The following is a 20399-nucleotide window of genomic DNA, read 5'->3' as shown; positions in this document are numbered from 1 at the left end:
CACGGACGCCGGCGGCCTGCTCCGTGATCCCGGCACCAAGCTGACGTACGACCAGGGCTACGGCTTCCAGTCGCCCGGCACGGGCTTCGAGGGCGAGCCGCTGCAGGGTTCCTTCGACTACGTCATCGCCATCAACTACAACCGGCAGCCCGGCACTTCACCCCTGGACTGGACCCGTCCCCTCGGCGCGAACCGGGGCGGCGGGATATGGCTCCACGTCGACCACGGCGGCCCGACCCACGGGTGCGTGAGCATCGCAGAGAAGCACATGGAACAGCTCCTCCGGACCCTCGACCCGCGCCTTCACCCCGTCGTCGTCATGGGGGACGCTGCGTCCCTCGCCCGCTGAAGCGCTTAGGATCCGCCGGGTGTGCGCACATGTGCTGGTCGCCGAGGACGACGAGATGCAGGCCGAGCTCATCCGCCGCTCCCTGCTCGCGGAGGGCCACACCGCCACCGTCGTGCACGACGGCGCGGCGGCGCTGGACGCCGCCCGCAGACTGAAGCCCGACCTCGTCGTCCTGGACCTGATGCTCCCGGTGATCGACGGCTTCGGCGTGTGCCGGGTGCTGCGCGGCGGCGACGCCGAGATACCCGTGCTGATGCTCACCGCACGCTCCGAGGAGGACGACGTCCTGCTCGGCCTGGAGCTGGGCGCCGACGACTACATGACCAAGCCGTACAGCCCGCGCGAGCTGATGGCCCGGATCCGTACGGTGCTGCGGCGCAGCGGGCGCACGGACGCCGTACGGGAGGAGCCCGTCGTACGCGCCGCCGGGCTCACGGTGGATCCGGTGCGGCACGAGGTGCGCTGTGACGGGGTGCCGGTGGAGTGCACCCCGGCGGAGTTCCAGGTGCTCCTTGCCATGGCGGGGGAGCCGGAACGGGTCTTCTCCCGGCGGCAGTTGCTCCAGGTCACCCGCGGGCTCGACCGGGCGTCCACAGAACGAGCCGTCGACGTCCACATCATGAACCTGCGCAAGAAGATCGAGGCCGATCCGCGACGGCCCGTACGGCTGCTGACCGTGTTCGGGGTCGGCTACAAGCTCAGCGGCGGCCGGGCGTGAAGCGCCGGATACCGCTGCGCAAGCGGCTGCTGGTACGGCTGTTGCTCACCTCGGCGCTGATCGCCGTGTGCTCGGTGGCCGCGACCGCCTGGCTCGCGGTGACGACCACCACCAGCGCGCTGAAGGAGGAGCAGGGCCAGGACCTCGCCGCGGACACCAAGATCCTCGCGCAGCTCAGCGGCTATGCCGCGACCCACCGTGACTGGTCCGGGGTCCAGAAGACCGTCAGTGCTCTGGCCGCCAAGACCGGCCGGCGGATCGCGGTGACCACCACGGACCGCACGCTCGTCGCCGACTCCGCACCCCGCCGCACCTCCCTGCCACCGAGGCCCGCCGCCACCATCGACCCCCTGCACACCGACACCTACAGCGAGTCAGGGGCCCAGCTCAGCGGCGTCGACCCGCGCGCGGTTGGCCCGTACCGGCTGACGGCGGGCGAACGCAAGGAGGTGGACCTGATGATGCAGAAACTGCGGTCCTGCTACGAGCGGTTCGGCCTCGGCCAGGTGAAGCTCGTGCGGGCCCCGAGCGGACGCTCCGTCCTCGTCAACCAGGACGGGACCAGTGCCGAGGACCCCAGCCGGAGCGACTGCGGCTACGGGTACGACGCGCCGACCCGGACGGAGACCAGGGCCCTGTCCGCACTCCAGAAGAGGGCCGGGTCCTGCGTGCAGGACAAGGGCGTCGCCGGCGTCGAACCGCTCTTCCTCTACCTGGACCCCACCCGCGACACCGTCGCCGGCCACTTCGTGCTCTCCAAGTACTCCCGGCCCGCCGGCGCCGACGCGGACACCGACCGGATCGTGCAGAACTGCATCGACAGCGCCCGGCGCGCCCAGCTCGACCCGTATGTCGCCCCGGTGGCCGACCTGTTCCTCGGCATCGGGGACCAGACCGTGCCCCGCTTCGACATGTCCCCGGCCAACAAGGCGAAGATCGTCGGCGTGGCCGGTCTCGTCCTCGCCGTCACCGTCGCCATGACGGCGCTGGTCGCCACCCGGCTGGTCCGCCCCCTCCGCGCCCTCACGGCAGCGGCCCAGCAGCCGCCCGAACAGCACGTCCGCGTCCCCGTGACCACCCGCGACGAGACCGGCATCCTGGCCGAGGCGTTCAACGACCTCACCGAACGCCGGGAGCGCATAGAGGTCCAGCGCAAGGCGATGGTCAGCGACATCGCCCACGAACTGCGCAGCCCGCTCACCAACATCCGCGGCTGGCTGGAGGTCACCCGCGACGGGGTCGTCGCCCCGGACCCCGCGCTGCTGTCCTCCCTGCACGACGAGGCGATGGTCCTCCAGCGGATCATCGACGACCTCCAGGACCTGGCGGCCGCCGACGCCGGCACGCTACGGCTGCACCGCGAGCCGGTCCGCGCCGACGAACTGCTCGACCAGGTCGCCGCCGCCCACCGCGTCGGAGCCGACGCGGCCAAGGTCACCCTGCGCACCGAGACCGACGGCGAGCCCTGGCTCGACGCCGACCCGGTACGGATGCGGCAGGCGCTCGGCAACCTGGTCTCCAACGCCGTACGGCACACACCGCCGAACGGCACCGTCACGCTCACCGCCCGACGCGTGGGCGACCAGGCCGTGTTCACCGTCCGGGACACCGGCTCGGGCATCGCGCCGGACGATCTCCCGCACGTCTTCGACCGGTTCTGGCGGGCCGAGAAGTCCCGCAGCCGGCGCACCGGCGGCAGCGGCCTCGGCCTCGCGATCGTCCGCGACCTGGTCGCCGCGCACGACGGCACGGTCGAGGCGACGAGCGAACCCGGTGAGGGCGCGGAGTTCACCCTGCGGTTGCCGGTCGCGTCCGCGCCCTCACCGGAGAGCTGAGCCGTGCGTTCGTCGGAGAGCTGATCCGCGAGTTCGCCGGGCAGTTGATCCGCGCCCTCTCCGGAGAGCCGAGCCGCGGGCTACCCGCGCTTCAGTCGTGCTTCCTCACGCCGTCGGCGCAGTTGCAGTGCGCGCCGCTCCGTCTCGTCCGTGCCGCCCCAGACGCCGAGGCACTCCCCGGTGTCCAGGGCCCAGCGCAGACACCGCGCCCGCACCGGACAGCGTCCGCAGACCCCCTTCGCCTGTTCCGTCTGCATGAGAGCCGGGCCGGAGGTGCCGATCGGGAAGAAGAGGTCGGGGTCCTCGTATCGGCATGCGGCCTGGTCTCGCCAGTCGTCCGTCAAGTCCATCAAAGTCACCTGCGATCGAAGTCGTCCGTGCCCTCGCGGATGGCTTACTCGCTTCCGGGTGACCTGTCGATGCGGAAGTGAAACCAAAGGACTTCGGGGTGACACGGATCACTGCTCGCGGATGCCCCACGGGGAGCCGTACGCGGTGAGCAGATCGAGGTACGGGCGGGCCGGGAACGCCTCCGGGCCGAGCACGCCGGTGCCGGACCAGGCGCCGGTGGCGAGGAGTTCGAGGGCGACCACCGGATTGACGGCGGTCTGCCACACCACGGCCTGGCTGCCGTACTCCGCCATGGACCACTGGTTGTCGACCACGTGGTACAGGTACACCTCGCGCGGCGCGCCGTCCTTCGTGCCGCGCACCCAGGTGCCCGCGCAGGTCTTGCCGTGCATACGGTCGCCCAGCGTCGCCGGGTCCGGCAGACAGGCGGCGACGACGTCACGGGGCGAGACGCCGACCGGTCCGGCGGAACTCGGCACGGTGACCGGGTCGGTGCGGTCGAGGCCCAGCAGGTGCAGCGTCTTGAGCGTCTCGATGAACTCCCCGCCCAGGCCGTACTTGAAGGTGACCCGCTTCGCGTCCACCCAACGCGGCACGAGCAGCACCTCCTCGTGCTCGACGTTCACGCACTCGACCGGGCCGATGCCTTCGGGGAAGTCGAAGACCTCGGGTTCGCTGAACGGCTCCGTGGTGTACCAGCCGCGGTCGGACTCGTAGACCACGGGCGGGTTGAGGCACTCCTCGATCGTCGTCCAGATGCTGAAGGACGGGGCGAAGTCGTAGCCGTCCACGGTGAGGTTCGCGCCGTCGCGGACGCCGATCTCCTCGATCTCGTCGAAGAGTTCGTCGGCGGCGTACCGGGCGAAGACGTCCGACAGACCCGGCTCCACCCCCATGCCGACCAGAGCCAGCGCGCCCGCCTTCTCCCACTCCTCCGCCTGCGCGAACTGCGCGTCGCCGAGCTTCTCCCCGCACTCCTCGTAGGGGCGCTCGGGGTGCGGGTGGGACAGGGACATCGCCATGTCGAGGTAGGTGGCGTCGGCGGCGCGGGCCGCCCGGAACAGGGGCAGCACGAAACGCGGGTCGGTCGCGTTGAGGAGCACGTCGCACGCGTGCCGGCGCAGCAGCTCGGTGACCGCCGCCTCGTCGTTCGCGTCGACGCGCTCGGCCCGGAACCGGGTCTCGTCCTCGCCGAGGGCAACGACCGCCGCCTCGGCCCGGGCGAGGTCGTAGTCGGCGACCACCATCGCCTCGAAGAACGGACGCCGGGCCGCGATCCGGGTGACGGCGGTACCGACGCCTCCGGCGCCGACGAGCAGTACACGCATGACAGATCTCCCTGGAGTGGGGGTCGATGAACCGGGGCCCTGCCGCGGATACAACTCCTCCGGCTCACGTAAGGTCAATGGCGTTGGCATAAGGAGGTGCGGTGCGCGATGCCCAAGCCCGTGGTCCCTGAGGAGCGCCGCCGCAGACGCCGGCCCACCAAGAACGGCACCGTGCTGTCGGAGGCGCTGATCGTCGAGACGGCGCTGCGGATGCTGCGCGAGCACGGCAGCGCGGGGCTCACCGCCCGCTGCCTCGGCCTCGCCCTCGACGCCGACCCGAGCACGCTCTACCGGTACTTCCGTGGCATGGACGACCTGACCCTGGCCATCGGCGACGCGCTGATCGGCCAGGCCCTCGACGGCTGGCGCCCGACGGGGGAGTGGCGGGCGGACCTGCGCACCGTCGGCCTGCGCATCCACGCCGCCTACGTCGCCCACCCACAGGCGGCCCTGCTCACCACCAACCGCGTCACCGGCCGCGCCAACGAACTCGCCGCCGACGAGGCGGTCCTGGACGTCCTGCGCACCGCCGGCTTCCCGCTCCCCGACACCGTGCGCATCTACCACGCCTTCATCGACCAGACCCTGGCCTTCGCCGCCCTCGACGCGGCCTCTCTCACCCTGCCCAGCGCCGCCCTGCACGCCGACGAGGACATGTGGCGCTCCACCTACGCCCACCTCCCCCGCACCACCCACCCCCGCATCGCCGAGGCGGCCCCCCTGCTGGCCGGACGGATGGTGACCAGCGCGTATCCGACGGCACTGGAGATGCTGCTGGAGAGCGCGGCGGCGCGGCTGGCGGGACTGCGGTAGCAGCGGTTCGACGGCGTCCAGGTCGAGTTGTGCCGTACCGCTGGTTGCCGGCACCGGGCGGGGCCATCATGTGGTCCATACGGTGCCGTGCGCGGGCGCCGGACAGGGGGAAGTGCACATGAGCGCCGACAAAAAGCTGGCCGTCTTCTCGGCCGTGGCACTCGTCGTGATCGTGGGCGGGGCCGTCGGCCCCGCCTTGATCGTCATGCGGGACGACACTGCTCTCCTCGCGACCATTTTCACGTTCGTCGGCGTCCTCGTCACCGCAGTGGTCTCGCTGATCGGCGTCATGGTCAACCGCCGGTCCGAGCAGGGGCTGGAGATGGCCAACCGCCGGTCCGAACAGCGCCTGGCCCAGGAGCGGGCCGAACAGCACCGCCAGCTCAAGCTGGACGCGGCGATGCGTGCGGGCCAGTTGATCGCGCCGACGGAAACGGGGCCCGCCCATCCCGCGGCGGCGGCCTCGGGACTGCTGGCGCTCAGCGAACTCGGATACGCCGAACTCGCCGTGGCACTCCTGGTGGATCTGTGGGCGGGTGACGAGCCGAGGATCTCGAACGAGACGGCGATCCTGGTGGTCGACGCCGCGCTGAGGTCCGACTCCGCCAACTCCCAGCTCATGGCCGCGGAGTTGCTCTGCCGTCATGCCACCGGGCTCACCGTCTGCCAGTCCCTGCACTGGCCGAGCGCGCTGGACGGCGGCTGGAACAGCGACTTCAAGTACCGGACCAAACTGCTCGTCATCGAGGCGTTGGTCCGGATGACCACCAACAGCCCCGCCGTCGAGGCCGCCCTGCGATCGGTCGCGGTCCGGCTGTACTGCATCTGGGAACACGAACCGGACGAGCAGATCAAGAGCTGTCTCGGCAAGCTGGTGAAGGCGGTCATCGGGCGACTGCACGAGTTCCGCTACCGCGACTTCGTGTTCGGTGCCCACCGGCTGATGATCGAGGACATGGACCGCGCGGCCGAGAGCGCCGCCGCGCATCCCGACGTCTACCTCGACAAGGTCTCGGACGAGCTGGCCCGTCAGCTGGGTGAGTGGGTACTGACGTGCCGGGCACAGACACAGGGACAGACACCGGATCCGGGCTCGCTGGCCGCTGCGGCCGTCTGACCCCACTCCCCGGATCCCGAATTCCACGATCCGAGACCGCCCGTCCACATCTTCCTCCGGTGCTGCGATAGTGATCCCCGGCCCCGAAAGATGTATCGAGCAATCAGGAACTCCGTGGACACCAGCGAGAGCAGCACCGAGCCGCAGCCATCCGCTCAGCCGCAGCCATCCGCGTCCGTCGAGGCGAGCCCGCCACGGCGCGGCTGGCGGCGGTGGGCGATGGACACCCGGCCGTTGCGCATCCCGGCGTACCGCCGGCTGTGGTCCTCGACGATCGTCACGGCGGTCGGCAGCCAGCTCACCGCGGTCGCGGTGCCCAAGCAGGTCTACGACATCACCGGCTCCTCGGCGTGGGTCGGCGCCGCGAGCCTGGCCGGGCTGCTGCCGCTGATCGTGTTCGCGCTGTGGGGCGGCGCGGTGGCCGACACCATGGACCGCCGCAAGCTCCTGCTGATCACCAACATCGGCATCGCCGTCACCTCGCTGCTGTTCTGGCTCCAGGCCGCCACAGGGCTCGACTCCGTACTCGTCCTGATGCTGCTGCTCGCGATGCAGCAGGCGTTCTGGGGCCTGAACGCCCCCGCCCGCAACGCCTCCATCGCCCGCCTCGTCCCCGAGGAACAGCTGCCCGCCGCCAACGCCCTCGGCTCTACCGTCATGCAGACCGGCCAGGTGGTCGGCCCGCTGCTCGCGGGTGTCCTGATCCCCGTCATCGGACTGCCCGAGCTGTACCTGATCGACGCGCTCGCGCTGTGCGTGACGGTGTGGGCGGTCTACCAACTGCCCAAGCTGCCGCCGCTGGTGGGCGCGGCGACGCGGCGCGCCGGAGTGCGCGAGATCGTGGAGGGCTTCCGCTACCTCTCCCTGCACAAGGTGCTGCTGCTGTCCTTCCTCGCCGACATCATCGCCATGGTCTTCGGCATGCCCCGCGCCCTGTTCCCCCAACTCGCCGCCCAGACCTACGGCTCCTACGGCGAAGGGCTCGCCCTCGGTCTGCTGTTCGCGGCGATCCCCATCGGCGCGGTGCTCGGCGGCCTCTTCTCGGGCACGTTCTCGCGGGCCCGTCGGCACGGCTGGATGGTGATCGGCGCGGTCGTCGCCTGGGGCGTCGCGATCGCCGGCTTCGGGCTCAGCGCCAACCTGTGGGTCGGGGCGGCCTTCCTGGCCGTGGCCGGAGTCGCCGACATGGTCTCGATGGTCTTCCGCGGCGCGATCCTGCTGTCGGCGGCGACCGACGAGATGCGCGGCCGTATGCAGGGCGTCTTCACGGTCGTCGTCGCGGGCGGCCCCCGTCTCGCCGACGTCCTGCACGGCACCGCGGGCTCGGCCTTCGGCCCCCGCACGGCGACCGTGGGCGGTGGTCTCCTGGTCGTCGTGGTGATGCTGGGCCTGGCCGCGGCGGTGCCGGCGTTGCGCCGGTACCGGATCTGAGCGAGGTCGCGAGGTCCCTACAGGGCTCGCCGATGGCTCGCGTATTCCATGAGCTTCCCCCGCGTCGTCTCCAGCCGGTGCGCGAGGATCTCGGCGACTCCGCGCACCAGCGCCATCCCGAGCTCGGGATCCTCGGCGCACAGCCGCAGCACTGCGTCCGCGTCGAACTCGTGGGCGCGTACGGGGCTGAACGCCACCGCGCCGAAGTCCCATTCGTGGGGCGGGAACAGCCAGGACCAGCCGAGCAGATCGCCGGCGCCGAGGCTGGCCACGGTGACCCGTTGCAGCGAGTTGACCCGCTGGTCGAGCGAGACCGCGCCGGAGCGGATCACCCAGAAGCGGTCGGCCCGGCCGCCCGGCTCGAAGATGCGCTGGTCCTCCGGGAAGGAGACCTCCCGCGCGAGGGTCATGAGGCGGTGGCGCTGGGGCGGGGGAAGGGCGGTCAGCAGTTTCGTCGCTTTGGTCATGGCACAGGGCTCCTCGCCGGCCATCGGTTCCGGTGCTTTCCCTATGCCCATTTGAGCCGCTGCGGCCCTCCGGGGCACCTCGACGAACACGAGTTCCGACGGACGGTCCGCGCGAGGGCATGAAAAAGCCCTGGCTGGACGGGGGAGGCCAGCCAGGGCCGTCAAGCAGTGGTGCGGAGGACGGTACGGTCCACCCCGTCACCACGTATGAATGAACGGTAAACCATATGCGAGGCTTTCGCGTAGCAAAAACCCGGTCACGTGACCGGTTTCACTCTGCCATGCCGATCCCGGCTTGTCGCCCCGGAGTCAGAACTTCGTCCAGCACCCGCAGCACCGCCTCGAAGGCCACCGTCCGTACGGCCGCCTCGCGCGCCGCGTCCGGATCGGTCGCCCGCAGCTCCTCGCTCCGCACCCACCACGTCGACCGCTCCTGTTCCGCGCAGGCCCGAGCCCGCTGTAGTCGTCGCAACAGCTCGCCCGAATCCACGACATCAGTCATGGGGTGCGCCTACCCCGCTTTCGTGGCGCCATGACCTGAACACGCGCTTTCCGCAGACAGGTTTGCCGCCACCCCTACAGGTCAGCCGCATAGATGAGTGCCTGCGGTGCCCGAGCGGCGAGTACCGCGGGTACGGCAGGTCCGGCCTTGTTGCCGAGGAACCCGGCGGCCGGTTCTTCACCGATCAGGGAGCCAGGCGATGTGCGAGGAGCACAGCATCGAATTCCCCCAATTCGCCCATGAGCGGCGGGAGATGGAGCCATGGCCGAAATCTGCGGCCGGTGAGCGCGCCGCCCGACCGGCAGGCCGAGCCGTCGACGCCGAGCCCCGGCCGGTCGAGGCGTGGCCGCCGGTCGATCCGGTGGTCCGGCCCGCCCAGGCCCGCAGGGCGGTCGAACGGGCGGTCGCGGCGCGGTGCCGGGCGACCCGGACGCGCTGCGACAAGGACGCCCTGGGCGATGCCCTGCTCGTCGTCTCGGAGTTGACGACCAACGCGATCCGGCACGGCGGCGGTGTCACGGGCTTCCGCGTCGACGTCGGCGCACCCGGCGTACGCGTCTCGGTGTGCGACCGCAGCGACGAACTGCCCGTCGCCGGCGACCCGTTCGACCCGGCCGGACGGCGGCGGGTCGGCGGCCGCGGCTGGCCGATCGTCTGCCGGCTGGCCCGTGACGTGCGGGTCTCCGAACTCCCCGCGGGCGGCAAGTGCATCACCGTGGTGGTGGCTCTCACCTGACCGTGGCCGCCCCCTGTGTACGCCCGTTCGAATGGGGAAGACGCTGGCAAGCGGCAGGTGCCCGTATGCGATCCGAACGCGCACACGGGCACTTGTGTGTCAGGGCGACGGGAGGCGAGGGAGTCATGGCGGAGGCGGATCGCCGGGGGCGGACAAGGAGCCGGAGCGCGCGGAGTTGGAGCGGCTGCGGGCGGAGGCTCGTGACCTGCGGGCCCGGGCCCGCGCCCACCCGCTGATAGCGCAGGCGCAGGGCATCCTCCAGGAGCGCTACCGACTGCCCGACGGCGACAGCGCGTTCGGGCTGCTGCAGCGGTCCTCCCAGCGGTTCAACGTCAAACTCCGCTCGCTTGCCGACGTTGTGCTCACCGCCCCGCGACCGGACGACCTGGACACCCTGTGGTTCCCGCGGCGCGTCCGGTCCTCGGAGCCCGCCCTGAACTTCCCGGCGCCGTACCGCCCCGAGCCCGGCAACCGCGGCGCCGTCCTGAGCGCCGTACTGAGCCAGACGCTCGCCGTGGTCGGCACCTCCATGGGCAACGTCCAGGTCACCGACCGGGTCAGGGGCGGACTGCGGCTGGAGAAGCACACCGGGCTCACCGACGACTTCGTCGACTTCTTCGCGTACGTCGGTGACGAGGGCACCTCCTGCGCGGCCGCCGCGCGTGACCTCACCCAGGTGACCGTCGAGGACGTGTCGACGGACCCCGTGTTCACCGAGTCGGCCCGGGCGCAGATCCTCGCGGCGGGCAGCCTGGGCTGCCACAGCGTGCCGCTGACGACCGTTTCGGGGCTGTGCCTCGGCATGGTTTCCGCGCACACCGACCACACCCTGCACCGGCTGACGCGGACGCAGCTCAAGACCCTGGAGGTGATGGGCGCCGAGGCCGGGCGGTGGCTGTCCTGGCACGACCGGACGGTGGTCCTGGACGCCCTGGAGTATCTGCACGCCCTCGGCCGCAGGGGGCGCGGCACCCGGATCCGGCGGTCGTGAAACGGGCGGAACGGTACGCATGACGCTCTGGGGATCGGGCACCCGTGCGGCATGAGTGAATCCGAGTTTCCGCCGGAAGACCGGGCCGTGGACATGTACCTCGGCATTCTGCGCACCCGGATGGACACGGATGACTACCGGCTGTTGCTGGATGTCGTCGAACCGGTCCTCAGGGCGATCGACGAGCGACGCCTGCCCGCGCTGGACTTCGCGATCGGCGAGGAGGGCGGACAGGGCATGTCCCAGGAGATCCGCGACGAGGCTGCCCTGGTCGTCGCCGCCGCGGTCACCGGCAGGATGGACAACGAGGTCGTCGAGCTCGACCTCGACGAGACAGGACCGATCCGGGTGGTCACCGACGCGGACACCGCCGCCGACCCGGTACGGCTGGGCGAGATCGCCGACTACATCCGGGACCGCCACCGCGAGAACGAGGAACTGCGCGGCATCGCCGAGGTCAGCGGAATGTCCACCGACTTCTGAGACCCCGAGGTCCGAGACCTCGACTTCCGAGGTCCCGCTTCACTTCGTGGCCCTCTTCACCGGCGCCGCGACCGGAACCTTCAGCGGCCGGGCCAGTCCCGTCACGGCCTCGTCGAGGCGTTGCAGATGCCTCAGCACGCGGTCGGTGACCCGCCCGTAGCGCGAGACGCCTGGCCGGTCGGACTCCAACAAGGCGGCGATGCTGGGGCCGGTCTCGACCTCGGTCTCGGCGTGCTCGTCGGCCACGTGCGCGGCGATCGCCCCGATGTTGCGCAGGATGCGCTCGCCGGCCCGCCGCAGCCGGGGATCCGCGGCGATGGACGGATTGCCGGGCAGGAGCTCGGCCGTCGCGGCCAGCGAACGCGCGTGGTACGCGCAGGTCTCCAGGAGTGCGACGACATAGCGCGCGGTGTCGCGCCGGGCCCGCATCGGCGTCACCGGGTGGGTGAGCGGCTGGGTCGCGGCACGCAGATCCGCCAGCGCCTGGTCCAGATCGCGGGCCATGTCGAGCAGATCCGCCGCGGGCCCGCCGCTGAGCTGGTCGACGGCGGCCTCGGTGACATCGGAGAGCCGGTCCAGGACGGTACCGAGCAGGTCGTTGGTACGGCGGTCCGTGTGCACCGGCAGGACGAACGCGGCCGCGATGATCCCGCAGGCCGCGCCCAGCGCCGTCTCCTCCACGCGCAGGATCAGCACCGACAGGCTGTAGGTGTGCAGCAGGGTGTACAGCAGCCCCAGGGCCGCGGTGACGAAGAACGACATCAGCGTGTACGACAGCGGCGCCGTGTAGAACATCGCGAACACGAACAGCAGCACCAGCGCGAACGCCGTCCAGGTGTGATGGCCGACCAGGCCCGCCAGAAGCAGTCCCGCCACCACGCCGAGCACGGTGCCCAGCAGCCGCCGGTAGCCCTTGACCAGGATCTCGCCGGTGGACGCGGTGTTGATGAACACGATCCAGCAGGTCAGCACCGCCCAGTACCAGCGCTGACTGGAGAGGAACTCCCCGCCCACGATCGCCAGCGACGACCCCACCGCCACCTGCACGGCCGCCCGGGTGGTGGGTCGCCGCAGCCCGGTCGGCTCCTCCTCGGGTTCGTCCTCGCCGGCGTCGATCGCCACGTCCTCGGCGTCCAGCTCCTCGCGCGAACGGGTCGTCGACGGCGTGTCGTCCGACTCGTCCTGCGGCCCGTCCAGCGCGATCCGCAGCCCCAGCACCGCGCGGGCGGCCTCGCCGATGCCCCGGAAGACGTCCTGCACGGCGGCCGGTGCCTTGGGCAGGTTCTCCTCGTCGCGGTAGCCGAGCAGCCGGTTGCGTACATGCGCCAGGCCCGTCCCCGAGCCTCCGGACACCGGCCGCAGGACCAGCAGGCGCAGCGCCTCCAGATCCCGGCGCAGGACGTCGGTCGCCTCGTCGCCCACCGGCAGCCGACCGCCCGGCGGCGGTACCGGGGCGCCCGGCAGATGCAGGGTGAGCGTGTCCGCGCGCTCCGCACTGCGCGCGGTGAGCAGCAGGAGTCCCAGGCGCTCGGCGGCGATCTCTGCGTCCGCGATACGTCGCTGCACGAGCCGCGCGACGGCCTCGTCGGCGGTGCCCTGCTCCAGCCGGCCCTGGATCATCATCGCCGTCTCGTGCAGCCGCGCGGTGCCCTCACGCAGGTGCTCCAGAGCCGTCTCGGCGTCGTCAGGACCGGCGTCGAGCAGCTCAAGCTGCGCGGACACCAGCTGGGCGAGCCGGGCGCGGAAGGCGTCCCGCAGCCGCCCCAGGATGCCCTCGGGCGTCTCCGGTACGAGCACGAAGCGCACCAGGGCGCTGGCGGCGAAGGCGATCCCGACCACCCCGTACAGCTGGGGCAGGGTCGAGAGGGTGGCGCCGACGAACAGGGACAGGAAGTAGGTCTGGAAGCCGATCAGGCCCAGTGCGGTGCCCCGGTCGCCGTACCGGCGGCCGTAGACGGCGCAGAAGATGAGCACCACGAAGAAGACGTCACCGCCGACCACACGCGAGTGCAGCACCGCGGCCAGGGTCAGCGAGGCGAACGCCACCGGCAGGCCCAGGGCGAGGGTCACCGCCTGCTGGGCGCGCTCCTTCTCGCGGATGGCGAAGGTGGCGACCATCGCCGCGATGGCGCCGCCCACCAGGTGCGACACGTCGGCGCGCAGGAGCCCCAGCACGGCCAGGGTGAGGGCGATGGCAGCCACCGTCCGCAGCCCCGCGGTCAGTCGCAGCAGCCCGGGATCGGATGCCGCGACGAGATCGCGCGACCGCGCCCGGAGCGTTGCTGCCACTGCCCTCACGCCGCCGTACTCACTCCCGTCCCCGTCTCACGTCAAGATCCCGTCCCAGCATGGCACGCGGGGACGGGAGGGCGCGCACCGCGTCAGGCCTTGTCGGCGTCCGGCCCGTCGACCTGCTCCCGCACCTGTTCGGGACTCAGGTAGGCGTTGGTGTACTCGAAGTCCTTCAGCGTGGCGGGCTTGCGGGACTGGAAGCCGGTGCGGACGAAATCGTCGCCCGCGACCGCGTTGAGCACCCAGTTGGTCATCACGCGGGTCTTGGCGACGCCTGTGCGCAGCGCCGACCAGTGGTAGCCGCGGGCCACGGCCTGGGCGGGCAGACCGCGCAGTTCGATGCCGAGCGGCTTGGAGACGGCGTCCTTGCCGCCGAGGTCGACGACCAGGCCGAGGTCCCTGTGGACGTACGGGGTCAGCGGCTTGTGCCGCAGGGTCGCCATGACGTTGTCGGCGACGTGCCTGCCCTGCCGCATGGCGTGCTGGGCGGTGGGCGGGCAGATCGCGCTGTCGTCGTCCTTGGCCTTGTCGGGCACAGCGGCGGAGTCGCCGAGCGCGAAGACGCCGTCCTGGCCCGGCAGGTTCATCTCCGCGGAGACCGCGAGGCGGCCGCGGACCGTCTCGGCGCCGAGGGTGGCGATGAGCGGGCTCGCGACGACACCGGCGGTCCAGATCAGGGTGCGGGTGGGCACCACCCGGCCGTCGGTGAAGGTGACCTCCTCGGGACCCGCCTTCGCGATGGAGACACCCAGCGAGATGTCGATGCCGCGCTTGCGCAGGATCGTCTGCGCGCTGGTGCCGAGCTTGTCGCCCAGTTCGGGCATCAGCTTCGGGGCGATGTCGATCAGGTGCCACTTGATGAGCGCCGGGTCGATGCGCGGGTAGCGCTTGACCGCCGCGTGGGTGAGCTTCTGCAGACAGGCCGCCGTCTCCGTGCCGGCGTATCCGCCGCCCACGACCACGAACTGCAGCCGTGAGGCGCGCTCGGCCGGGTCGTCGCTCGCGTCGGCCAGGTCGAGCTGGGAGATGACGTGGTCGCGCACATAGGCGGCTTCCGCGAGCGTCTTCATCCCGTACGCGTGCTCGGTGAGGCCGGGGATGTCGAAGGTGCGGGTGATGCTGCCGGGCGTCAGCACGATGTAGTCGTAGGGCTCGTTGACGATCTCGTCGGTGATCGTGCGGATGACGCAGACCTTCGACTTGAGGTCCACGCCGATCGCGCCGCCCGGAATGATCCGGGTGCGGTACTTCTTGCTGCGCCGCAGCGAGACGGCGATCGACTGGGGCGTCAGCACCCCGGAGGCGACCTGGGGCAGCAGGGGCAGGTAGAGCTGGTAGGAGAACGGCGTCACCAGGGTGACGTCGGCCTCGTCGGGCGCGAGCTTCCGCTCCAGTCGGCGTACGCACTCCACGCCGGCGAAGCCTGCGCCGACCACCAGGATCCTGGGTCGTGTCACGGTGTTCATCCCTTTCTGCGGCTCCAGGCGGTCTGCATCGGACGCCCTTCGCATGCCCGTGGATCGCTGCTTCGCACCACATCGATCCCACCGTGTCCCCAGCCGTTCCGCCAGTTGGGCGCGGCAGGCAGACGAACGCGTCGAGCACAACCATGCCCGCCCGGCCGCCGAAACGCACCGGATGGGAGGGGAAAGATCGGAGCCGCGCGATCTCTTGACGGTCTGTTGGTCTGGTCCTACCGTCCCCCTCACTTGTTCAAATCAGGGACCAAAGTTCATGTACATGAACTACGCATGAATGGCGGTCACCCCCCACACTCCTCGGGAGGCAGGATGCTCACACGCCTGCGCGCACTCGTCGTCACCACGACCGTGGGCGCCACGTCACTGCTCGCCGCCCCACACGCCCTGGCCGAAGTGGAGCCCGGCGGCTGGGTGTCGGTCTCGCCCGGCTACACCGAGCAGGAACGCGGCTGCGGACAGATCAGTGGGCTGACGTTCCAGCTCACCTGCTCCACGGCCAGCGGTGACCAGCGGGCTGAACGACGCTACGACACCTACACGGGAGGCACGCGCCAGTTCGAGGGCTCGTTCCGTATCAGCAGCCTCAGCGGCACCCGGATCAGCCTCAAGCAGACCTTCAACGAATCCGCGTCCGGCCCCTACTTCATGCTCGCCGTCGAACGCGGCGGCCGGCTCTACGCGGTGCACGGCGGCACCACGCTCTCCAACGCCGGCACCGTCGGCGCGACCGTCCGGGTCAACACCGTCCACCAGGTCGGGAGCCAGCACCGCACCTACATCAACGGCTCCCTCAAGCACACCTACGCCAGCCCCGGCGGCAGCTTCTACGACAAGTTCGGCGCCTACCGCACCGACAGCGGCAACGGACCGGCCACCGTGGTGTGGAGCAACGTCCACTTCTGGCGGAAGTAGCCGACGCCGTATGCGTGTTCCCACACGCGTCGCAGTGCCGACAGTGCTGCTCCTGGCACTGTCGGCCTGCTCGACGCCCCAACAGGCGGAACCGGAGCGGCCGTTGCGGGCGGCCTTGACCACGCCCACCGATGTCGACCTCACGTGGCGGGACGAGCGCGCCGCGGTCGCGGGCCATGTGCTGGAGTTCGCCACCGCCGCGCGGGGCCCCTACACCGTGCTCCAGTACCTGGACCGCGAGGTGACGACCTATCGCCATCCCGACCTGATGCCCGACACGACCTTCTACTACCGGCTACGGACCTACCGCGGCCCCGCGTCCGGCCCGGTCCACGTCGACCTCCCCGCCGGCGACTGGACGGCCGACGAGGAGAACGCCGACCACGACTGGCTGCCGGCCCGCACCCGGCCCGGACACCAGGGCGCACAGCGCGCCCTGCCCGCCGGGGCGCCGACGGGTCTGCGGGCGGTCGTCAAGGACGCCAACGGCATCCTGTTCACCTGGACCGACAACTCCGCCGACGAGGACGGTTTCCTGCTGGAGATCCGCAGAGAGGGCAGCGCGGCCTACGCGCCCGTCGCCGTGCTCGACCCGGACATCAACTCCACCGGCCTGGTCACCCTGCCCGAGGAGAAGCACGCCTCCTACCGGATCCGTGCCTTCGCGTTCGGCGAGCGGTCCAACGTCGTCCACCTGACCACGGGGGAGTAGCGCTCAACCGCCCCGTACTCGACCGGTGTTCAGCGGAAAACGTTGTCCGCGTCGTCCCAGCCCGACAGCTCGTCCGGCACGTTCTGCCGCGGGGCGCGCGAGCGTGCCTGGTACATGGCGTCGATCTCGAACGCGTACCGCTCCACGATCGCGTCCCTGCGCAGCTTCATGGACGGCGTCAGCAACCCGTTGGCGTGGTCGAACTGAACCGGCAGCACCCGGAAGACCCGGATCGACTCCGAGCGCGACACGCTGCTGTTGGCGGCGGCCACGGCCCGCCCGATCTCCTCCCGCAGCGCGTTCTCCTCCCGCGCCTCCCGGCTCGGCGTGTCGCTCTGCAGGGACAGCGAACCGCGCCAGTACGCCAGGAACTCCGGGTCGAGGGTGATCAGGGCGCCGACACAGGGCCGGTTGTCGCCGACGACCACCGCCTGATGGACCAGCGGATGCATCCTCAGCCGCTGCTCAAGGGCCGCCGGGGCGACGCTCTTGCCGCTGCTGGTGATGATGATGTCCTTCTTGCGGCCGGTGATCGTCAGATAGCCGTCGTTGTCCAGCCAGCCGAGGTCCCCGGTGGCCAGCCAGCCACCCCGCAGCGCGGCCCGCGTCGTGGCCTCGTCGTTGACGTAGCCCTGGAACACCGACGGACCGCGCACCAGGATCTCGCCGTCCTCGGCCAGCATGACGTCCATGCCCGGCAGCGCCTGCCCGACCGTCCCGGACTTCTCCCGGCCCAGCGGCTGCATGGACACCGCGCCACTGGTCTCGGTCAGCCCGTACCCGTCGTGCACGTAGACACCGATGCCCTCGTAGAACAGGGAGAGTTCGCGGTTCAACGGCGAACCGCCGGACGTCGCCCGCCCCACTCTGCCGCCCAGCACGGCCCGGAGTCTGCGGTACACCGTCCGCTCGTACAGCGCGTGCTGCAGCCGCAGGTCGAGGCCCGGACCCGAACCGCCGCCGAGCCGCTGGCGCTCAAGAGCGGCGGCGAAGTCCCGTGCCGTGTCGGCCGCCCGCTCGAACAGGACACCGCGGCCCGCCTGTTGGGACGTACGCAGGAAGTTCTTGTAGATCTTCTCGAAGACCGACGGTACGGCGTAGAAGTACGTCGGCCGGAACGAGCGCAGCGCCGACACCAGGGCCTCGCCGCTCAGTTCGGGCTCGTGGCCCATGAGCAGGCCGCCGCGGATGCAGATGCTCTGGATCATGAGGCCGTACACGTGGGAGAAGGGCAGGAAGGCCAGCACGGAGCCCTGTTCGCCGGGCGCCGCCGCCGTGTGGCCCCAGCCGGCCAGCAGTGTGTCGCAGGGGCTCGCCAGATTGCGGTGGCTGAGCGCGCAGCCCATGGGGTGCCCGCTGGTGCCGGAGGTGTAGGCGACGACCGCGGTGGAGTCCGGCAGCACGATGCGCCGCAGCGAGTCGACCGTGGCGATCGGGATGAACTCGCCCCGCTGGACCAGGTCGTCCAGCGCCCCAGCGTCCAACTGCCAGACGTGACGCAGCTGTCCGAGCGACCCGCACACCGAGCCGACCGTCATCACCGCCTGCTCGTCCTCCACGACCACGGCCACACAGCCGGCGTCCCGCAGGATCCACTCCACCTGGTCGCGCGAGGACGTCGGGTAGATCGGGACGACCTCGGCACCGACGGCCCACAGCGCGTAGCTGAGCACCGTCCACTCGTACCGGGTGCGCGCCATGATCGCCACGCGGTGGCCGGGCGAGATGCCGGACGCGATGAGACCCTTCGCCAAGTCGACCACCTCGTCCCGCACTTCCACGGCTGTCACCTCCTCCCAGACGGTCGAGGAGGGGCTGGAGCGACGGGCGAGCAGGGGAAGCGTGGGGTTGTGGACCGCCGTGTCGAAGATGCTGTCGGCGAGTCCGCCGCTGTGGGACGAGACGGTGGAGGGAGCGAGGGCGAAGTCGCGCATTGCGCTGCTCCTGACGTGTACGGGCTGTAACTACGCCGAGTATGAACTGTGTCGGCGGTGCTCGAATCTAGCCCAGGTCGGAGCGATCGGCGCCGGGAACGGCCAAGTAGACGCGTTCGTGATCTCCGCCGACCGATACGGGCCTCAATGTCCCTGGGTACGGCGCACGCATTCGGCGACCACGTCCCGCAGACTCCCGGTCCGCGCCATCACCTCGCGCTGCACCCGAGCGCCGTTCCCCCGCCCCAGCGACTCCTCGACGCCGGCCCGGGCGCGGTCGAGGTCGCCGGTCTCGGAGAGCGCGTCCGAGACATGGTCCAGCAGGGCCTGCAGCACGGTCCGCGCGGGCAGCCGCCGCATGGTCTCCGGGTGCAGCAACTCGCCCTCCAGACCTGCCCGTGCGGCCTGCCAGGCTGCCAGCCGGAGCAGGCTCACACTCTGTACGAGCGGGTCGCCCTCCGCCCGCCACTCCCGCGCCGCCGTCTCCACGAGACCGCGGATGAGCGTGGCGATGAGAGCGGCCGTCTCGGCGTGCAGGCACACGTCCGCGACCCGGATCTCGACCGTCGGGTAGGTCGCGGACAGCCGGGCGTCGAAGTAGATCATCCCGTCGTCCAGGATCACCCCGGTGGAGACCATGTCGGCGACCCGCCGGTGGTAGCGCTCGGCCGAACCGAAGACCTCGGTGGGACCCGCCGACGGCCACCGCTGCCACACCCGGCTGCGATAGCTGCTGTAACTGGTGTCCTTGCCCTGCCAGAACGGCGAGTTGGCGCTCAGCGCGGACAGCACCGACAGCCAGGGACGGATCCGGTCGAGGACCGCCACGCCCTCCTCGTCGGACTCCACGGACACATGCACATGGCAGCCGCACACGAGCTGTTCCTGGGTGGCGATGCCGTACTGCTCCGCCATCCACTGATAGCGGCGGCCGACGCCGACCGAAGGGCTCACGCTCAGCGGCGAGGTGGCCAGCGCGGCGACGGTGCAGCCGATCTCCCCGGCGTGCTGCGCCGCGTCCTTGCGGCAGCGGACGATCTCCGCGCCGAGCTCCGCCATGTCCGCACGGGGCTGGGTGGCGAACTCGACCATCTGGGTGTGCAGTTCCTCCTCGAAGACCTCGCTGTCCAGGTCGGCGCGCGCGAGCACCGCGGCCGCCAGGGCCTTCGGCTCACCCGTTTCCGGGTCGACCAGGAGGAGCTCCTCCTCCACTCCGACTGTCCGCACGTGGTGCCGCCCCTCTGTGGTGTACGACCCGACTGCCCCGAAAGGGCGTTCGGACACCTGGGCGGGGGCTTCACATGGGCAGGGGTGTCAGCCAGACCGTGGCCAGCGGGGGCAGAGTGAGCAGGACGTACCCGTCGTCCGTCTTGACCGGGCCGGGGTCGGTGACGTCGCTGCCGCCGTACCGGGCCAGGTCGGTGTTGAGGATCTCCTGCCAGGCGGGGATGTCGTCCCGGACGGCGAGGCGGTAGTCGTGGCGGACGACGGGGGAGAGGTTGGAGACGGCGAGGAGGGGAGCGCCTTCGGCGTCGTAGCGCAGGAACGCGAAGACGTTGTCCTCGGCCGCGTCCCCCGCGACCCAGCGGAAGCCCTCGGGGTCGGTGTCGCGCTGCCACAAGGCGGACGTCTCGCGATACCGGGTGTTGAGATCACGGACCAGATCCCTGACCCCGGCATGATCGGCCACCGCCCCGTACGCCGGGTCGAGGAGCCACCAGTCGGGGCCGTGGGCCTCGGACCATTCGGCTCCTTGGGCGAACTCCTGGCCCATGAAGAGGAGTTGCTTGCCGGGGTGGGCCCACATGAAGGCGAGGTAGGCGCGGAGGTTGGCCCGCTGCTGCCACCAGTCACCGGGCATCTTGGAGACCAACGAGCCCTTGCCGTGCACGACTTCGTCGTGCGAGATGGGCAGCACGTAGTTCTCGCTGTAGGCGTACACCATCG

20 protein-coding genes are annotated in these 20399 nt (G+C 70.9%); 11 read left to right on the top strand and 9 right to left on the bottom strand.

Going from position 1 to position 20399, the window contains the following annotated elements:
• The 3 genes from ACWDR3_RS40545 to ACWDR3_RS40535 all read left to right on the top strand — a co-directional run.
• Positions 1-349: L,D-transpeptidase family protein (locus tag ACWDR3_RS40545; RefSeq protein ID WP_450357613.1), on the top strand; the 349-nt coding region annotated here is incomplete at its 5' end.
• A gap of 19 nt (positions 350-368) precedes the next feature.
• On the top strand, positions 369-1067 hold the full coding sequence (locus ACWDR3_RS40540) for a response regulator transcription factor (protein ID WP_450357612.1): 699 nt from the start codon (positions 369-371) through the stop codon (positions 1065-1067).
• Positions 1064-2902 carry a sensor histidine kinase gene (locus ACWDR3_RS40535; protein WP_450357611.1) on the top strand — a complete coding sequence of 613 codons (1839 nt, stop codon included), beginning with the start codon at positions 1064-1066 and terminating at the stop codon, positions 2900-2902. The genes ACWDR3_RS40540 and ACWDR3_RS40535 overlap by 4 nt, the downstream gene beginning before the upstream one ends.
• Before the next feature lie 80 nt (positions 2903-2982).
• Here the strand turns inward: ACWDR3_RS40535 and ACWDR3_RS40530 are convergent, their stop codons facing one another.
• Together ACWDR3_RS40530 and ACWDR3_RS40525 are read right to left on the bottom strand one after the other, a co-directional pair.
• Positions 2983-3252 carry a WhiB family transcriptional regulator gene (locus ACWDR3_RS40530; protein ID WP_450357610.1) on the bottom strand — a complete coding sequence of 90 codons (270 nt, stop codon included), beginning with the start codon at positions 3250-3252 and terminating at the stop codon, positions 2983-2985.
• A gap of 108 nt (positions 3253-3360) precedes the next feature.
• Positions 3361-4581 carry a saccharopine dehydrogenase family protein gene (locus ACWDR3_RS40525; RefSeq protein WP_450357609.1) on the bottom strand — a complete coding sequence of 407 codons (1221 nt, stop codon included), beginning with the start codon at positions 4579-4581 and terminating at the stop codon, positions 3361-3363.
• Positions 4582-4689: 108 nt separating this feature from the next.
• Here ACWDR3_RS40525 and ACWDR3_RS40520 point away from each other — a divergent pair, with 108 nt between their 5' ends.
• The 3 genes from ACWDR3_RS40520 to ACWDR3_RS40510 all read left to right on the top strand — a co-directional run bounded on the left by ACWDR3_RS40520 (position 4690) and on the right by ACWDR3_RS40510 (position 7942).
• Positions 4690-5394, top strand: coding sequence for a TetR/AcrR family transcriptional regulator (locus ACWDR3_RS40520; protein ID WP_450357608.1), 705 nt, complete (start codon positions 4690-4692; stop codon positions 5392-5394).
• 118 nt (positions 5395-5512) lie between these two features.
• Positions 5513-6511, top strand: coding sequence for a hypothetical protein (locus ACWDR3_RS40515; RefSeq protein ID WP_450357607.1), 999 nt, complete (start codon positions 5513-5515; stop codon positions 6509-6511).
• 114 nt (positions 6512-6625) lie between these two features.
• Positions 6626-7942 carry an MFS transporter gene (locus ACWDR3_RS40510; RefSeq protein ID WP_450357606.1) on the top strand — a complete coding sequence of 439 codons (1317 nt, stop codon included), beginning with the start codon at positions 6626-6628 and terminating at the stop codon, positions 7940-7942.
• Between the two features lie 17 nt (positions 7943-7959).
• On the opposite strand, the gene ACWDR3_RS40505 is transcribed toward ACWDR3_RS40510, so the two are convergent.
• A complete protein-coding gene (locus tag ACWDR3_RS40505; RefSeq protein ID WP_450357605.1) occupies positions 7960-8409 on the bottom strand; it encodes a cyclic nucleotide-binding domain-containing protein in 450 nt (149 codons plus the stop codon).
• A gap of 271 nt (positions 8410-8680) precedes the next feature.
• Positions 8681-8911 (bottom strand): hypothetical protein, encoded by a 231-nt coding sequence (locus ACWDR3_RS40500; protein WP_450357604.1) that lies wholly within the window; start codon positions 8909-8911, stop codon positions 8681-8683.
• 199 nt (positions 8912-9110) lie between these two features.
• Here ACWDR3_RS40500 and ACWDR3_RS40495 point away from each other — a divergent pair, with 199 nt between their 5' ends.
• The 3 genes from ACWDR3_RS40495 to ACWDR3_RS40485 all read left to right on the top strand — a co-directional run bounded on the left by ACWDR3_RS40495 (position 9111) and on the right by ACWDR3_RS40485 (position 11121).
• Positions 9111-9647 carry an ATP-binding protein gene (locus ACWDR3_RS40495; RefSeq protein ID WP_450357603.1) on the top strand — a complete coding sequence of 179 codons (537 nt, stop codon included), beginning with the start codon at positions 9111-9113 and terminating at the stop codon, positions 9645-9647.
• Between the two features lie 175 nt (positions 9648-9822).
• The gene (locus tag ACWDR3_RS40490; protein ID WP_450357602.1) at positions 9823-10638 is read left to right on the top strand and encodes an ANTAR domain-containing protein; all 816 of its coding nucleotides are present in this window, start codon (positions 9823-9825) and stop codon (positions 10636-10638) included.
• A gap of 51 nt (positions 10639-10689) precedes the next feature.
• Entirely contained in the window at positions 10690-11121 is a 432-nt protein-coding gene (locus tag ACWDR3_RS40485; RefSeq protein ID WP_450357601.1) for a hypothetical protein, read from the top strand.
• A gap of 39 nt (positions 11122-11160) precedes the next feature.
• Here ACWDR3_RS40485 and ACWDR3_RS40480 read toward each other — a convergent pair whose 3' ends face one another.
• Both ACWDR3_RS40480 and ACWDR3_RS40475 read right to left on the bottom strand, forming a co-directional pair.
• Positions 11161-13410, bottom strand: a complete 2250-nt coding sequence (locus tag ACWDR3_RS40480) for an FUSC family protein (RefSeq protein WP_450357600.1) — start codon at positions 13408-13410, stop codon at positions 11161-11163.
• Between the two features lie 92 nt (positions 13411-13502).
• Positions 13503-14879: an NAD(P)/FAD-dependent oxidoreductase gene (locus tag ACWDR3_RS40475; RefSeq protein WP_450357599.1), complete on the bottom strand. Its 1377-nt coding sequence runs from the start codon at positions 14877-14879 to the stop codon at positions 13503-13505.
• A 324-nt stretch (positions 14880-15203) separates the two neighbouring features.
• On the opposite strand from ACWDR3_RS40475, the gene ACWDR3_RS40470 reads away from it, so the two are divergent.
• Together ACWDR3_RS40470 and ACWDR3_RS40465 are read left to right on the top strand one after the other, a co-directional pair.
• The gene (locus ACWDR3_RS40470; protein WP_450357598.1) at positions 15204-15806 is read left to right on the top strand and encodes a hypothetical protein; all 603 of its coding nucleotides are present in this window, start codon (positions 15204-15206) and stop codon (positions 15804-15806) included.
• A 10-nt stretch (positions 15807-15816) separates the two neighbouring features.
• Positions 15817-16518 carry a fibronectin type III domain-containing protein gene (locus ACWDR3_RS40465; RefSeq protein ID WP_450357597.1) on the top strand — a complete coding sequence of 234 codons (702 nt, stop codon included), beginning with the start codon at positions 15817-15819 and terminating at the stop codon, positions 16516-16518.
• A 29-nt stretch (positions 16519-16547) separates the two neighbouring features.
• Here the strand turns inward: ACWDR3_RS40465 and ACWDR3_RS40460 are convergent, their stop codons facing one another.
• From ACWDR3_RS40460 to ACWDR3_RS40450, 3 genes are all read right to left on the bottom strand, one after another.
• Positions 16548-18452 (bottom strand): AMP-dependent synthetase/ligase, encoded by a 1905-nt coding sequence (locus ACWDR3_RS40460; protein WP_450357596.1) that lies wholly within the window; start codon positions 18450-18452, stop codon positions 16548-16550.
• A gap of 144 nt (positions 18453-18596) precedes the next feature.
• Complete coding sequence (locus ACWDR3_RS40455) at positions 18597-19679, bottom strand: glutamate--cysteine ligase 2 (RefSeq protein ID WP_450357595.1); 1083 nt, start codon at positions 19677-19679, stop codon at positions 18597-18599.
• A gap of 70 nt (positions 19680-19749) precedes the next feature.
• Positions 19750-20399, bottom strand: a 650-nt coding sequence (locus ACWDR3_RS40450) for an alpha amylase C-terminal domain-containing protein (protein ID WP_450357594.1), incomplete at its 5' end; no start/stop codon positions are given.

The organism is Streptomyces sp. NPDC001002 (assembly GCF_053599215.1).
The sequence above is the reverse complement of the archived record's forward strand: the minus strand, read 5'-3'. Positions and strand labels throughout refer to the sequence as shown.